The following is a 14,361-nucleotide window of genomic DNA, read 5'->3' on the forward strand; positions in this document are numbered from 1 at the left end:
TTTATACAGTTTATTTATGCCACCAAGCCTGCTATATCAACATGTCAATGATGCAAAAATTAAAAATATGTTTGATTTTTATATTAAAAGCCTGTAGCTTAATACCATATATTATTATCAAAAGAATTTGATATCTCAATCAAAACTAAAAAGCCAGTTAATTACTGAATCTAGGAATTAACTGGCTCTATGCTCAAATTAACAAATAAAAATTAAATAGTTTAAAATAAAAACCTATGCTAAAGCATCAGCTTTTATAATGGTGTTAAGCACCGTGATATTGGACAAGTGAGAAAACATCTAGATCAGGCAGTTTCTCTCTTCCCTTTAAATCCGGTAATTCAACGTAAAAGGCAGCCCCCACAAGTTCACCACCTAGATTTTCAATCAACCGCTTGCATGCACGAAGGGTTCCTGCAGTTGCAAGTAGGTCATCACAGATAACTACACGTTGACCCGGCTTAATTGCATCCTTATGCATTTCGAGACTATTTGAACCATATTCTAAATCATAAGATGCGCGTTCAACTTCTCGAGGAAGCTTATGAGGCTTTCTAGCGGGAACAAAACCAATTCCTAATTCAGTTGCCACCGGACAACCAACAATAAAACCGCGAGCTTCAGGGCCAACAATTACGTCCGCCCTTCTTTTCTTAGCATAATTTGCCAATTCATGTGTGGCTTCTTGAAATACCTTTCCATCTTGCAAGATAGGAGTTATATCCCTAAATATTATCCCTTCATTAGGAAAGTCCTTAACACTTGCAATGTGTTTTTCAAAAATGTTTGCCATAAGAAGAAAAACCTCCAAAACTTCATTCGCTTTTCTAAAGCTTCTTTTGACCTTTCTATTCTAGCAGACTTTCTAATTAAAAGCATTAAAAGCCTTAAAAGTTAATGTTGTTTTAATTGCTCATTCACGTACATTAAGAGTTTAGAACTCGCCATTTTTCTAAGCCGTTGTACAAAATTAATTTGTGAACGAGTTGCACTAAAATATTTTGAAGCCGTAAGTGGCTGCTTAAGTGGATTCTTGATACCGAATATTTTATCTTGGTCCATTTTAATAAACTTTAGTTCAAAGAAAACGCGTAGAATAAATAAAATACTATTATAATCCAAGCCTAGATATGGAGCTACCTGCCGGTAGTCATCTGCAGCCAAGCCCGGGTGTTGATACACATACTTCAATACTTGTTCGAATGCACTTTTAACCGGAATATTTTCTACTGGCAATTGATCTAGTAAGAAACGCAAATATAGCTGGCCAAAATGATTATTCAGCGCCAAATCAAATTCATTTTGATTATGGGGCGCATCTAAGAATACAGCTATTTCACCCTCATCATCATATTCATTGACCAAAGTAATCTTAGAAGGATCTAGATCATACCGATTGGCAGCTACTGCTTTATTTTTTTCATCAAACAATAAATATTTATCCGCAAATCCCATAACATACTTTTCTTGTCGGAGGTCGACTACATCTTGAGCCACACTTAATTGCGGTGCTGCGAAAACTATTCCTTTCATTACTCCTTGCAGCTTAACTTGTTTGCGGTAGCAATTTTCTCCTAATTGAATGAAGAGCTGGTCAATATATGGCAAGAGGGTTCGTGTAAGGTACTTCTTATTAAAGCCAACAACTTCAAGCTTAGTGTTGTTTTTTACAACTGTTAGTTTAATATGATTCTTATCTTTGCCCATGAAGAAACAACTGCATATTTCTGGGTGACTAATACTAAATATTGGTTCTTCATTATCTGTCCCGAATGGTCCAACCTTTTTGATTTCAGCCATCGTCTTTGTACTCAACCCGCTAAAAGGTAACTCAAAATCATAATATTCAGTCATTGAGCTAACAGGTGTTTGATAGCTTTTTTCAAAAGACTGTCGTAAATCATCGACTTTACTTTCTTCCATTGAAAGGCCGCAAGCAAAATCATGTCCACCAAATTTTAGAAACAGTTCTTTTTTCATGGGGTCAAGTGCTTCAAAGAGATTAAAACCCGCAATCGATCTACCCGAGCCTTTAACAATGCCAGCATCATTTTTCGTTAAGACAATTGTTGGCTTGCGAACATGCTCCACAATTTTATTGGCAACTAACCCAAGAACACCCTCATGAAAGTTGGGATCATAAATAACTAGTGTTTTTTTTGTTTGCCAACTGTTACTTTTAATTTGCTCTAAACAGCTCTTAAATACTTGTTCAGTTAATTCCTTTCGTTGATCATTTAGTTTCTCAACTCGATCGGCAATTTCCTGGGCTTCTTCTTCACTTTCACTCAAAAGTAAATCAACTGCTAACTCGGCATTGTCAAGCCGTCCAACGGCATTTAAACGTGGTGCAATATTAAAGCCAATATCGGTTTCATTAATTTGGCCAAAACTAAGTCCAGCATTTTTGATTAAACAGCGCAAACCGGGTCTTTCGGTCTGATTAATTACCTTTAATCCCTGCTTAACAATGATATGGCCTTCACCGGAAACCTTAACCATATCAACAATTGTTCCAATCATCGCCAATTCTAGCAGTTCAGTCATTGGATCCTGCATTAACTCACGGCAAATAGTGTATGCAACACCTGCACCGCAATAATCATCAAAAGGATAAGACTGTCCAGGATAATTACAGTGAACGATGGCATAGCTATCCGGCACTTCTTCCTGAATTTTATGGTGATCGGTAATAATTGTATCAACCCCGTGTTCTTTGGCATAAGCCACTTCATTTACACCAGTTATACCATTGTCAACCGTAATAATCAGTTTGGTTCCATCAGCAACAATCTTCTGGTAGGCTGCCATATTTGGGCCATAACCATCCCGAAAACGGTCAGGAATATAAAAATGAACATCTGCCCCTAGAATCGTCAAAGTTTCCATCATAATACTAGTTGCAGTTATTCCATCTGCATCGTAGTCACCATAAATAGTTATTTTTTCACCATTATCAATCGCCAGATTAATTCTTTCGACAGCCTTAGTCATGTCATGCATTAAAGTTGGATCTGCTAAATCCTCTTCAGTCGCATTAAACCAAAAGTCCAACTGCTCATCAGTATTAAGATTACGCTGAGCAAGTAATTTTGCCTCAATCTCACTAAGTTGATATTTTTCAATTAATTCGGGAGCTAACTCTTTTCCAGAGCGCTGTTTCCAATCTATCATTTAAATAATTAGCCTTTTTCCAATCAGAAGAAAATCAGGCAGTTTAATTAACCGCCTGACAAAAGTTATTTCAAATCATCATCGTTCATACGGAGAACTGCCATGAAAGCATCTTGTGGTACTTCAACACGACCAACTGCTTTCATCCGTTTTTTACCACGTTTTTGCTTTTCAAGTAATTTAGCCCGGCGGTCTGGATCACCAGTATGGATTTTCCAGGTAACATCCTTCCGGTATGGCTTGACTGTAGCTCGAGAAATGATTTTTGCACCAATCGCTCCTTGAATATCAACTTCAAAGTTTTGCCGCGGAATTAACTTCTTCAATAAAGAAGTCATTTGTCTAGCACGATTTTGTGCTTCATCGCGATGTGCAATAAAGCTCAATGCATCAATCACTTGTTTATTCAGCAAAATATCAATTTTAACTAAATCAGTAGCGCGGTACCCAGTTATTTCATAATCAAGTGAAGCATATCCTTTAGTTGACGACTTCAAATCATCAAAAAAGTCATAAATAATTTCTGCAAGCGGCATATTATAAATCACGTTAACGCGGTATTTATCTAAATAATCCATGGTTACAAAGTCGCCACGCTTACGCTGACACAGTTCCATTACCGGACCGACAAAGTCATTTGGAACCATGACCTCGGCTTTAACATAAGGCTCTTGAACTTCTTTATATTCACCGGCTGAAGGAAGATCAGATGGATTATCGATTACCTTAGTCGAGCCATCATTCATAATTGCATGGTAATCAACCGAAGGAGCAGTCATAATTAAATCAAGGTTAAATTCTTGCTCTAGTCGCTCCTGGACAACGTCCATATGTAAAAGACCTAAGAAACCACAACGGAAACCGAATCCCAATGCCGTAGAAGTTTCAGGTTCAAATTCCAGCGCGGCATCATTTAACTGCAGCTTTTGTAATGCTTCTTTTAAATCATCATATTTAGAATTATCAACTGGGTACATTCCGGAATATACCATTGGCGGAATCTGGCGATAACCAGGTAATGGTTCAGCCGTTGGCTTTTCTGCAGAGGTGATTGTATCACCTACTCGAGTCTCACGGACAGATTTAATATTAGCAGTTAAATAACCGACATCTCCCGCAATTAAAATATCCTTCTTCACGGAGTGAGGACTCGAAACACCGACTTCAGTAACCTCGTATTCTTTACCTGTGTTCATAATTTTGATGTGATCACCAGGTTTGACCGTTCCCTCTTTAATCCGCACAGATAATACTACACCACGATAATCATCATATTTTGAATCGAAAATAAGTGCTTTAAGCGGATTAGTCAGAGAACCATCTGGTGCCGGAATATCCTGCACTATTTGTTCAAGTAAATTGGCAATACCTTGGCCAGTTTTTCCAGATACTTCGGCCGCGTTGCTTGCATCAATTCCAAGCATCTCAGTGATTTCTTCTTTTGCTTGGTCAGGATTGGCTGAAGGTAAATCAATTTTATTAATGACTGGTAGAATTTCAAGGTCATCGTCAATGGCCAAATAGGTGTTAGCCAAAGTTTGAGCCTGAACACCTTGGGACGCATCAACAACCAACAAGGCTCCTTCGCAAGCTGCAAGCGAACGAGAAACTTCATACGAAAAGTCCACGTGTCCTGGTGTATCGATTAAATGAAAAATGTAATCTTCTCCATCCTGAGCATGATACTTTATTTCAACAGAATTCATTTTAATGGTAATTCCCCGTTGACGCTCAAGTGGCATGTCATCAAGCATTTGGTTTTTTAATTGGCGTTCTGAAACAGTATCCGTCAATTCTAAAATTCGATCGGCAATTGTGGATTTACCATGGTCAATATGCGCTACAATTGAAAAGTTACGAATATGTTTTTGATAATCTTGTAGTTTTTTAATATCCATATGTTATTTGCACCCTTTACTCTATCTTTATTATTATAGCAAATTCAGCGACCATGATAAATGAATTGATCAAAGGATACAGTCTGTATTGTATTAAATCATTTTTGTTAATTTCACAATATGGAAAAAACTAACTCATTTCTTTTTCTTACTTTAATTTTTAAAGTAGCCACTTCTTGCCGTTTATTAAAATAATCATTTAAAGAAAGAGCATCAAACTATGCAATTATTTGATGCTCTTTCTAATTACTTATTTTTTTTAAAACAGTCTTTGTCCTTTACTTTTTTCGCCGCTTTAATAAGCCACCTAATACGTAACTGATCGATAGCATTAGATTGCCTAAAATTGTCCAAATGGCGATATGCTTTTGATCTGCTCCTGTTTGAGGAAGCAAATTCACATCCTGTTTTTGTTTACTGCTTGAGCTGGCCTTAGTTGCTAATTGTTTGATCTTAATCTTTTTATTACGTACTACAACTAAATTTTTAATCTTACCTGTCTTAAGCCGGTTAGATATCAATGCTTGACCATCAACCTTTTTTGACTTTTCCTTAGTTTGATCCCTTCGTCTAGTTACACCTAAAGTAATGCTTGCTTGACCTTCACTACCTACTTCATTTTTAATATAAATATAAGTTATCATCTGCTCGCTGGTGGTAAAGTAGCCAACTGGTTTCCCCTTTATTTCCTTGAAAGTATAACCCGGCAGGTCTTTTTGCTTGCTTTGATAGCTTTCTCCCACTTTGCCACTTAAAATTTCATCCGGTGCAATTTTATTGCCCTGCTCGTCTTGATAGTGCACAGTGATGGTTGAAGTTGTTGGCTCCGCAGGCTTTACTGGGTTCTTCGTGTAAATATAGACTACTTCTTTCGGTTCATCGGTATACGTGCCAGTACTATCGCCCTTTATTTCTTTGAGGGTATAACCCGGCAGGTCTTTTTGCCCTACCTTGATATAGCTTGTTCCAAGTTCACCCATGAAATCCTGATGATCAGCAATTTTTCGGTAATTTTCATCACAATAGTAAACCCTAACGGTTCCAACGTGAATATAAGTACCATGATCAGTTATGCCATTATAATTTAGTAGTATATCCAATAAAGTCCTAGATTTTCCCCTTGCATTTTCAGTTGTTCCGTCACCTACATTAATCCACTGGCAAAATTTATGCTCGATATCATCGGTATCTCCCCAACGGTCTCGTCTAAATTTAAATTTTGGTCCCAGCACTATTTTTTTTAGGCTAGAAAGACGGGTTAACATCCTATAATCATTATCATTTTTATTCATGTCAAAGCTACTTAAATCTAGGCTGGTTAAGCTGCTACAGCTGTCAAACATATCATACATACTAGTTACTTGGCTAGTATCAAAGCTTCTCAAGTCTAGACTGGTTAAGCCACTGCAATCAACAAATACTCCGTCCATTTGGCTTACATTTTTGGTATTAAAGTGACTCACGTCTAGGCTAGTTATACCCTTACAATCGCAGAACATGAAGACCATACTTTTTACTTGACTCGTGTCAAAGTGACTCACGTCTAGGCTAGTCAAGCTACTGTCATTATTGAACAAGTATGACATGTTAGTTACTTGACTTGTGTCAAGTTGTTCTAAGCCAGAAATCATTTTTAAATTATCATAATCACCAAAAAGATATGTTGCATCACCTATAACTCTGATTTTGCCATTTATTGTGATTTTTTCTATACTATTTTTAGTTAAATTATCATACCAATAAAAGGGGTCCCAAGAGCGAAATTCCCCTGCTGGATTATCTAATATTACCGGCTGATCATTTGTGCCTCCCAAAATAGTTAATTCTTTATTTTCATCATCAAAAGTCGCTTTCAAGCCAATCCAACTAACCTCGCGAATTTTTGCTCTAGTTAAATCACTTGCTTTGACTGTTGCCTGATTAGTTGCCTCGTTCGAAGTCGACTCAGTTGTATTTGATTGCAAATTGCTGTCTAGCTCACTTGTAGTGCTTTCTTTACTAACAGCTGATTCTTTTTTTGTAGAGTTTACATCATCCTGACTATTTTGGTTGGCACTTTGACTAACAGAAATTCCCTTTTTAGTATCTGCCTTAATTGAAGATTGCATTATGTTTTGGTCACCAGTCAAACTGTCTGCCTCAACCACATTCTTATTAAGATATAGTCCTAATAGGACAGCAGCGGATGCACCAACAATCATACTACTTCTGATTGCTCTTGTTTTCTCCATTTGACCATTTTTACTAATTTTCATTCTATATATCACTCCGTTTTAATATTCTTATATCAAACTGCCACCATTTATTAATACTTAATATAATTGAATTATATATCTTTTTTCTCTATTAAAAAAGTATTTTATTAATATAAATTACGTAACTCTAAATATATTAAGGGAAATTAAAAGAGCATTAAACTATACAAAATACAAAAGTTTGATGCTCTTTTATGATTGTCAATTTTTAATAATTATATTAAAAATAAACGCAAGATAATTTTATTATTTTTAGAGAACTTTACTGCAATTTCTCTTTTAGTCTTTCAAAAAAGCCTTTTTCTTGGGGAGTGATTGAGCCGCCACCAGCTTTAACAAAGTCCACTAAAGCTTGCTTTTGCTTTTCGTTGATCGTTTTTGGAATCTGGACTTGAATAGTAGTAATCTGATCACCGTTGCCATTACCGCGAAGGTAAGGAACACCTTCACCACGGATAGTGAATTTTTTATTGGGTTGTGTACCTGCTGGTATCTTTAACTTCTTATCACCATGAACTGTCTTAACCGTAATTTCATCACCAAGAGTAGCCTGAGCAAATGAGATCGGTACGGTAGTATAAATTGTGTTCCCACTACGCTCAAATTCTTTAGATGGCTTAATCCGGTAGCTTATGTACAAATCACCATAAGGTCCACCATTTTTACCTGCTTCACCTTGACCTTCATAACGGAGTTGTTGGCCATTATCAATTCCAGCCGGAATATTAACCTCAATGGTATTTTTACCGTCTACAACGCCATTACCATGACAAGTCTTACATGGATGCTCAATGATGACACCCCGACCATGACATTTATCACAGGTAGTTTGCCGCCGAATTACACCAATCATTGACTTTTGGCTAACGGTCATTATTCCCGTACCACCACATTTGTCACAGGTAACAGGTTGAGTACCCTTTTCAGCACCGTTACCCTTGCAAGTTGGACAAGTTTCACTGCGAGTATAAGAAACTTGTGTTTTCTTGCCATTAATCGCATCCATAAAGTCAATTGTTAACGTATAATCAAGATCTTCTCCGCGAGTTGGTGCCTTCGGATCAACATGACGTGACGAAGCCCCAGCACCACCAAAGAAATCATTAAAAATATCGCCGAAATCGCCAAAGCCACCAAAGTCGCCATATCCTTGACCGGCTCCACCGCCAAAGCCGCCCTGACCATTTACGCCAGCAGAACCAAATTGGTCATATTGTGCCCGCTTTTGTTGGTCATGTAAAACTTCATATGCTTCGTTAATTTTTTTATATTTTTCCTCTGCACCAGGTTCATGATTGATATCTGGATGATACTTTTTAGCTAGTTTACGGTAAGCAGAGTTAATTTCTTTATCACTGGCATTCCGATCAACGCCTAGCACATCATAGTAATCTTCTTGTGCCATCTAAAAGCTCCTTACTTTACAAAAGAAAAGAACTACTTATGCGGCAGTTCTTTTCTAATTTATTCAATTATAAACCCTTTATTTATCTGGGTCTACCTTATGAAATTCACCTTCGCCAGCAGAGCCATTATCAGAGCCGCCATCTTGTGAACCTGGGTTTTGTGGGCCTGCCTGCGGACCAGCTTGACCTTGAGCACCTTGAGCTCCACCGTTAGCTTGGTATAATTTTACGGCTAAATCTTGAGCAACTTTTGATAATTCATCCTTCTTGGCCTTCATTTCATCCAAGTTATTATCTTTTTGTGCCTTCTTCAAAGCCTCAAGAGCATCTTTAACCTTCTTAGTATCGTCATCTGATACCTTGTCTTTGACTTCATCTAAGGTCTTTCCAGTTGAGAAGATTAATTGGTCAACCTCATTGCGAAGATCGACTTCTTCCTTCTTCTTTTTATCCTCTTCAGCATGTTCTTCAGCTTCTTTTTGCATCTTTTGAATTTCTTCATCAGATAAGCCGGAAGAACTCTTAATAGTAATCTTTTGTTCTTTTCCAGTACCCATATCCTTAGCAGATACATTAACGATACCATTCTTATCGATATCAAATGTAACTTGGATTTGTGGTACACCACGAGGAGCAGCAGGAATGTCAGTTAACTCAAAGCGACCCAAAGTCTTGTCATCAGCTGCCATTGGACGTTCACCTTGTAAAACATGAACATCTACCGCTGGTTGATTATCAGCTGCAGTTGAGAAAATTTGGCTCTTTGAAGTTGGAATTGTGGTGTTCTTTTCAATTAATTTAGTGAAGACGCCACCCATTGTTTCAATCCCTAATGAAAGTGGTGTAACATCAAGTAATACGACATCTTTAACATCACCGGAGATAACCCCACCTTGAATAGCGGCACCTAAAGCTACAGCTTCATCTGGGTTGATTGAATGGTCAGGTTCCTTACCAGCCCATTTTTTAACTGCTTCTTGAACAGCAGGTATACGAGTTGAACCACCGTTTAAAATAACTTTATCAATATCGCCAACAGTTAAATCGGCATCCTTCAAAGCATTATCAAATGGAACCTTGGTACGATCAACTAAATCAGCAGTCAATTCATCAAACTTAGCACGAGTTAAGTCAGCTTCAAGGTGAAGAGGACCAGACTCACCAGCAGAAATGAACGGAAGAGAAATATGAGTTGATGATACACCTGATAAATCTTTCTTAGCTTTTTCAGCAGCATCCTTTAACCGTTGTAAAGCCATCTTGTCTTTAGAAAGGTCAACGCCATTTTCATCTTTAAAGTTCTTGATAAGCCAGTCAATAATCTTATTATCAAAGTCATCCCCACCAAGGTGAGTATCACCGTTAGTCGAAAGAACTTGGAAGACGCCATCACCTAATTGCAATACAGAAACATCAAACGTACCACCACCAAGGTCGTAAACTAACACTTTCTCGTCTTCGGCATCTTTATCAAGACCGTAAGCAAGTGATGATGCAGTAGGCTCATTGATGATCCGTTTAACTTCTAAACCGGCAATCTTACCGGCATCCTTAGTAGCTTGACGTTGTGCATCGTTGAAGTATGCGGGTACGGTGATAACTGCTTCCGTAACTTTTTCACCTAAATAATCTTCAGAAAATTTCTTGATATATTGTAAAATCATGGCAGAAATTTCTTGTGGAGTATAAGACTTATCGCCAATTTTTACCTTGTAATCGGTCTCACCCATATGACGCTTAATTGATGAGATTGTGTTAGGGTTAGTGATTGCTTGTCTCTTAGCAACTTCACCTACTTGAATTTCACCATCTTTAAATGCGACAACGGAGGGAGTGGTACGGTTACCTTCTGGGTTAGTAATAATCTTTGGTTCTTTACCCTCTAAAACTGCTACTGCTGAGTTAGTGGTTCCGAGGTCAATACCGATAACTTTTGACATTAATAATCTTCCTTTCAATTATTGTGCAACAACAACCATTGCTGGTCTTAGTGTACGATCTTTATATGAATATCCTTTTTGTAAAACTTGAACAACGTGATCTTTTTGTTCATCATTTTCAGCTTCTATGGTTTGTACTGCTTGATGTAAATTAGGATCAAATTTAGCTCCCTCAGCTTCAATTTCACTGATACCATGATCCTTCATCGCCTTAATCAAAGCATCCAAGGTCATTTGGACACCCTTTTTAAGTTGTTTAGAAGCTTCATCATCTACTTTAGTATTCAAGGCACGTTCAAGGTTATCCATTGCTGGTAGAACATCCTTTGCTAAAGATTGTGATTCATACTTGATTAATTGTGCACGCTCATTATTGTAGCGATTTTGCATATTTTGCATTTCCGCTTGACTACGAAGGAATTTATCCTCCAAGTCTTTCTTTTCTTCTTGAGCTTTGGCTAAATTTTCCGCAAGCTTTTTTTCTGCAGAATTTTGATCTTTGTGCTCGTCAGCCTTAGTATTTACTTTGTTTTTCTCATCTTTTTTAGCCTTTTTTGTTTGACTTTGTTTTTTAGCCAAATCTTTTTCGCTAACATATTTTTCCTTACTCACGGCTAACCTCCTTTATTTAAACCTGCCATAATATTCAAGCAGTTTCTTAGCCAATTCATTTCTAAAATATTCCAAAAGGCCAATAACTTGTGAATATGGCATATTATTTGGACCAAGTAAAGCAATTATGCCCTTGCCATGGGAGCCAACGCTATACTCTGCCGTAAGCAGACTATAATCTCTTAACAAATCATTTGACAATTCAGAACCCAAACTTACACGTACCGGATATTTACCACGTTCTGAATTAATCTTGTCATCAACAAAATTAGAAATCAAATCATTGTGATCAATCAATTCATATAGTGAACGCAAGTTAGAAACATCATCATACGAACTATTATTCAATAAGTTGATTTGACCATCAACATACATCTGCTCACTAGCAGCATCGTTAATAACATCTTCAACTAAATCAATTAGTTCGCTTACATGATTGCTCGTTAGCTTTTTACCTAAAGTCTGATTAAGCAAGGTAGGAGTTATCTCGCTTAAATCTTTTCCTACGAGTTTATCGTTAATCATCCGCACAGCTTTTTCTACTTCATCACCATGTACATTATAAGGTAAGCTGTAAACTTGGCTATGGACGTTACCATCACTGGTTACCAAGATTGCCATAATTTGGCGATTGAATAACGGTACGATTCGAAAGCCAGTAATAGTTAAATCACTATTTTCTGGTCCCTCCGCAAAAGCAGTATAATTAGTCAAGTCAGAAAGAATTTTGGCAGCTTCCTGCACAATCTCGTTGACTTGGTGAAAAGGCTGATCTAATTGACTAACAATTTTCTGGTAAACAGACGAAGGGATTTGAAGAGGTTCAAGCAAATTATCTAAGTAATACCGATAACCTTCAGTAGACGGTACGCGTCCACTGGAAAGGTGTGTTTTCTCAAGTAATCCCTTCTCTTCCAAAGCAGCCATTTCATTACGAATAGTTGCACTCGAAACTTTAATTGGCAACTGATTCATGACCGTCTTAGATCCAACCGGTTCATGCGTTTGCGTAAAATCATTAATAATTGTCTTTAAAATTAATTCTTGACGTTCGGTCAACATAAAAATCGCCCTCACTTTTAGCACTCATACTTATCAGGTGCTAACAATTATTATGATACTAGTTTTTAGCAGAATGTCAAGTCGAGTGCTAAACTTTTTCTGACAAAATGCAGTTTTCTAATTAACCGGAAGAATTTATTAGTTTCTCTGCGCAAAATAAGCCTTTATTTGAGCTTCATCTTGTTTCATCTGCATTTTTAACTCGTTCAAGTTAGCAAACTTAATCTCACCACGTGTATACTTGTACCATTTTATAACCATGTCCTCGTCATAAGCTTCTTCATTAAACCCAAATAAATTAGATTCAATAAAAATCTTCTTATTATCATTAATAGTTACATTATAGCCAACACTGGTCATTGAGTCATACCATTGACCCTTAATTTTAGTTCGGGTTGCATACACGCCAACCTTTGGCACCACTTTGTTAGTATCCCATACTAGATTAGCTGTAGGAAAGCCCAATTTATGTCCATTACGCAGACCATGACCTACTGTCCCAGACATAACATATGGCGCACCCAAAAGTTTTTGTGCTAAGTCCATCTGACCAGCAGTAATTGCCTTTTTAATTTCCGTCGAGCCAATCTTTTGCCCATCATAAGATTGTTTCGGAACATCAATTATTTCAAATCTGCCTCTAGCAAATTTAGGAAAATTTTTCATATTAGCAATATCTTTGGGACCATAAGTATAATCAAAGCCAGCCACTACCGTGTCAGCACCCAGTTTGACGACAATGTTATCAACAAATTCTTGTGCTGTTAACTGGCAAAATTGCTCATTAAAATGCATGACCAATAAATAGTCAACACCAAGTTTTTGCATTTTATAGGCTTTTTCACCTAAATTATCTATATAGGTAACTTGTGAATTTTGGTAAACCTCTTTAGGATGACGGTCAAAGGTCATTACAACCAAGGGCAAGTGCTTGTTGTCTGCCTTTTTTTTGGCAATTTTAATTAACTGTTGGTGTCCGAGATGGACACCATCAAAAAAACCAAGCGCTAAGATAATATTAGTTGGAAATAGCTTTTCGCCGATGGGGTAAGTTAAATGGATAATGTGCACGATAAATAACCTTCATTTCACCTATTCGTTTTGTAACAGCATCAAATCAGGGCGATAAACAGCATCATCCTTTTGATAGATTGCTTTAACGCTATTATTGTACCTTAATGCAACCCTTTTTGCATTCGTTTTCAAAGGAATTGAATTGCCATTTTTTACTTTTAGCCATTGACCATTAGTTAAATCACAAGTTTCATAATCCTTAAAAAAGGCATCAATTGGTTGAATAAAGTTGGTCACTTCATCAGGATGAGCAATAATTTGATCAAGTTTAACCGCTTGATCAATGATAAAACCAGAACTTGCAGTCCGGCGTAATGTTTTCATCACGGCTGGAACCCCGAGCCGGGTGCCTAAGTCATTAACAAGGGATCTTACATAAGTACCTTTACTACATTCAATTTGAAAATCAAATTCTTGAAAACCGGTTTTTGAATCAAATACCGGTTCAGACATAGTATCATAGGCAAAAATTTGCACTTGCCTTTTTGGCCGGTCTACTTCGATACCCTCACGAGCGTATTCATATAGATGCTTACCATTAACCCGGACAGCTGAATAAATTGGTGGTACCTGTTCAATTTGGCCAACAAATTTCTGCATTTGCTGTTCAATTTCTTCTTTTGCAATCGGATCAGTCAACTTCTGACTTTTGAGAACCTTACCACTTATATCATAGCTATCAGTAGCATAGCCTAAAATAGCTGTTCCCACATATTTCTTATTTTGCGTATGCATTAATTCAATTAACTTGGTGGCCTGACCAATTGCTATTGGCAAAACACCAGTTACATCGGGATCCAAAGTACCAGCATGACCGATTTTCCTAATATGAAGGGCTTTGCGTAAATGGTAGACGACGTCAGCACTGGTCATGCCTTTGTCTTTATCAACCACTAAAATTCCATTTATCATTTTACCTTACCCACTAAAAAAGCGCCCA

The 14,361-nt window shown here is 37.3% G+C and carries 10 protein-coding genes; all 10 read right to left on the reverse strand.

Translation table 11 applies throughout. The features are described from left to right. Positions 1 to 265: 265 nt before the first annotated feature. Positions 266 to 793 carry an adenine phosphoribosyltransferase gene (locus J3U71_RS05980; protein WP_220268055.1) on the reverse strand — a complete coding sequence of 176 codons (528 nt, stop codon included), beginning with the start codon at positions 791 to 793 and terminating at the stop codon, positions 266 to 268. 101 nt (positions 794 to 894) lie between these two features. Beyond that, complete coding sequence (recJ, locus tag J3U71_RS05985) at positions 895 to 3,171, reverse strand: single-stranded-DNA-specific exonuclease RecJ (RefSeq protein ID WP_267393355.1); 2,277 nt, start codon at positions 3,169 to 3,171, stop codon at positions 895 to 897. Positions 3,172 to 3,239: 68 nt separating this feature from the next. Continuing rightward, positions 3,240 to 5,072 carry a translation elongation factor 4 gene (gene lepA, locus J3U71_RS05990; RefSeq protein ID WP_267393079.1) on the reverse strand — a complete coding sequence of 611 codons (1,833 nt, stop codon included), beginning with the start codon at positions 5,070 to 5,072 and terminating at the stop codon, positions 3,240 to 3,242. 278 nt (positions 5,073 to 5,350) lie between these two features. Continuing rightward, positions 5,351 to 7,327: a MucBP domain-containing protein gene (locus J3U71_RS05995; protein ID WP_267393081.1), complete on the reverse strand. Its 1,977-nt coding sequence runs from the start codon at positions 7,325 to 7,327 to the stop codon at positions 5,351 to 5,353. 262 nt (positions 7,328 to 7,589) lie between these two features. Next, complete coding sequence (gene dnaJ / locus J3U71_RS06000) at positions 7,590 to 8,732, reverse strand: molecular chaperone DnaJ (RefSeq protein WP_267393083.1); 1,143 nt, start codon at positions 8,730 to 8,732, stop codon at positions 7,590 to 7,592. A 78-nt stretch (positions 8,733 to 8,810) separates the two neighbouring features. Continuing rightward, entirely contained in the window at positions 8,811 to 10,673 is a 1,863-nt protein-coding gene (dnaK, locus tag J3U71_RS06005) for a molecular chaperone DnaK (protein WP_267393085.1), read from the reverse strand. Between the two features lie 18 nt (positions 10,674 to 10,691). Continuing rightward, complete coding sequence (grpE, locus tag J3U71_RS06010; RefSeq protein WP_267393087.1) at positions 10,692 to 11,285, reverse strand: nucleotide exchange factor GrpE; 594 nt, start codon at positions 11,283 to 11,285, stop codon at positions 10,692 to 10,694. A 12-nt stretch (positions 11,286 to 11,297) separates the two neighbouring features. Further along, positions 11,298 to 12,347: a heat-inducible transcriptional repressor HrcA gene (gene hrcA / locus J3U71_RS06015; RefSeq protein ID WP_267393357.1), complete on the reverse strand. Its 1,050-nt coding sequence runs from the start codon at positions 12,345 to 12,347 to the stop codon at positions 11,298 to 11,300. A gap of 138 nt (positions 12,348 to 12,485) precedes the next feature. Continuing rightward, the gene (gene ribF, locus J3U71_RS06020; RefSeq protein ID WP_267393089.1) at positions 12,486 to 13,418 is read right to left on the reverse strand and encodes a riboflavin biosynthesis protein RibF; all 933 of its coding nucleotides are present in this window, start codon (positions 13,416 to 13,418) and stop codon (positions 12,486 to 12,488) included. A gap of 21 nt (positions 13,419 to 13,439) precedes the next feature. Further along, positions 13,440 to 14,333: a tRNA pseudouridine(55) synthase TruB gene (gene truB, locus J3U71_RS06025; protein ID WP_267393091.1), complete on the reverse strand. Its 894-nt coding sequence runs from the start codon at positions 14,331 to 14,333 to the stop codon at positions 13,440 to 13,442. Positions 14,334 to 14,361 lie beyond the last annotated feature (28 nt).

Origin of the sequence: Lactobacillus sp. B4015 (genome assembly GCF_026536055.1) — a bacterium.
Taxonomy (GTDB): domain Bacteria; phylum Bacillota; class Bacilli; order Lactobacillales; family Lactobacillaceae; genus Lactobacillus; species Lactobacillus panisapium.

Bases quoted from the DNA above. Each gene is read 5' to 3' on its own strand.
- J3U71_RS05980 (WP_220268055.1), bottom strand. From the start codon at position 793: ATGGCAAACATTTTTGAAAAACACATTGCAAGTGTTAAGGACTTTCCT.
- lepA (WP_267393079.1), bottom strand. From the start codon at position 5,072: ATGGATATTAAAAAACTACAAGATTATCAAAAACATATTCGTAACTTT.
- J3U71_RS05995 (WP_267393081.1), bottom strand. From the start codon at position 7,327: ATGAAAATTAGTAAAAATGGTCAAATGGAGAAAACAAGAGCAATCAGA.
- dnaJ (WP_267393083.1), bottom strand. From the start codon at position 8,732: ATGGCACAAGAAGATTACTATGATGTGCTAGGCGTTGATCGGAATGCC.
- dnaK (WP_267393085.1), bottom strand. From the start codon at position 10,673: ATGTCAAAAGTTATCGGTATTGACCTCGGAACCACTAACTCAGCAGTA.
- hrcA (WP_267393357.1), bottom strand. From the start codon at position 12,347: ATGTTGACCGAACGTCAAGAATTAATTTTAAAGACAATTATTAATGAT.
- truB (WP_267393091.1), bottom strand. From the start codon at position 14,333: ATGATAAATGGAATTTTAGTGGTTGATAAAGACAAAGGCATGACCAGT.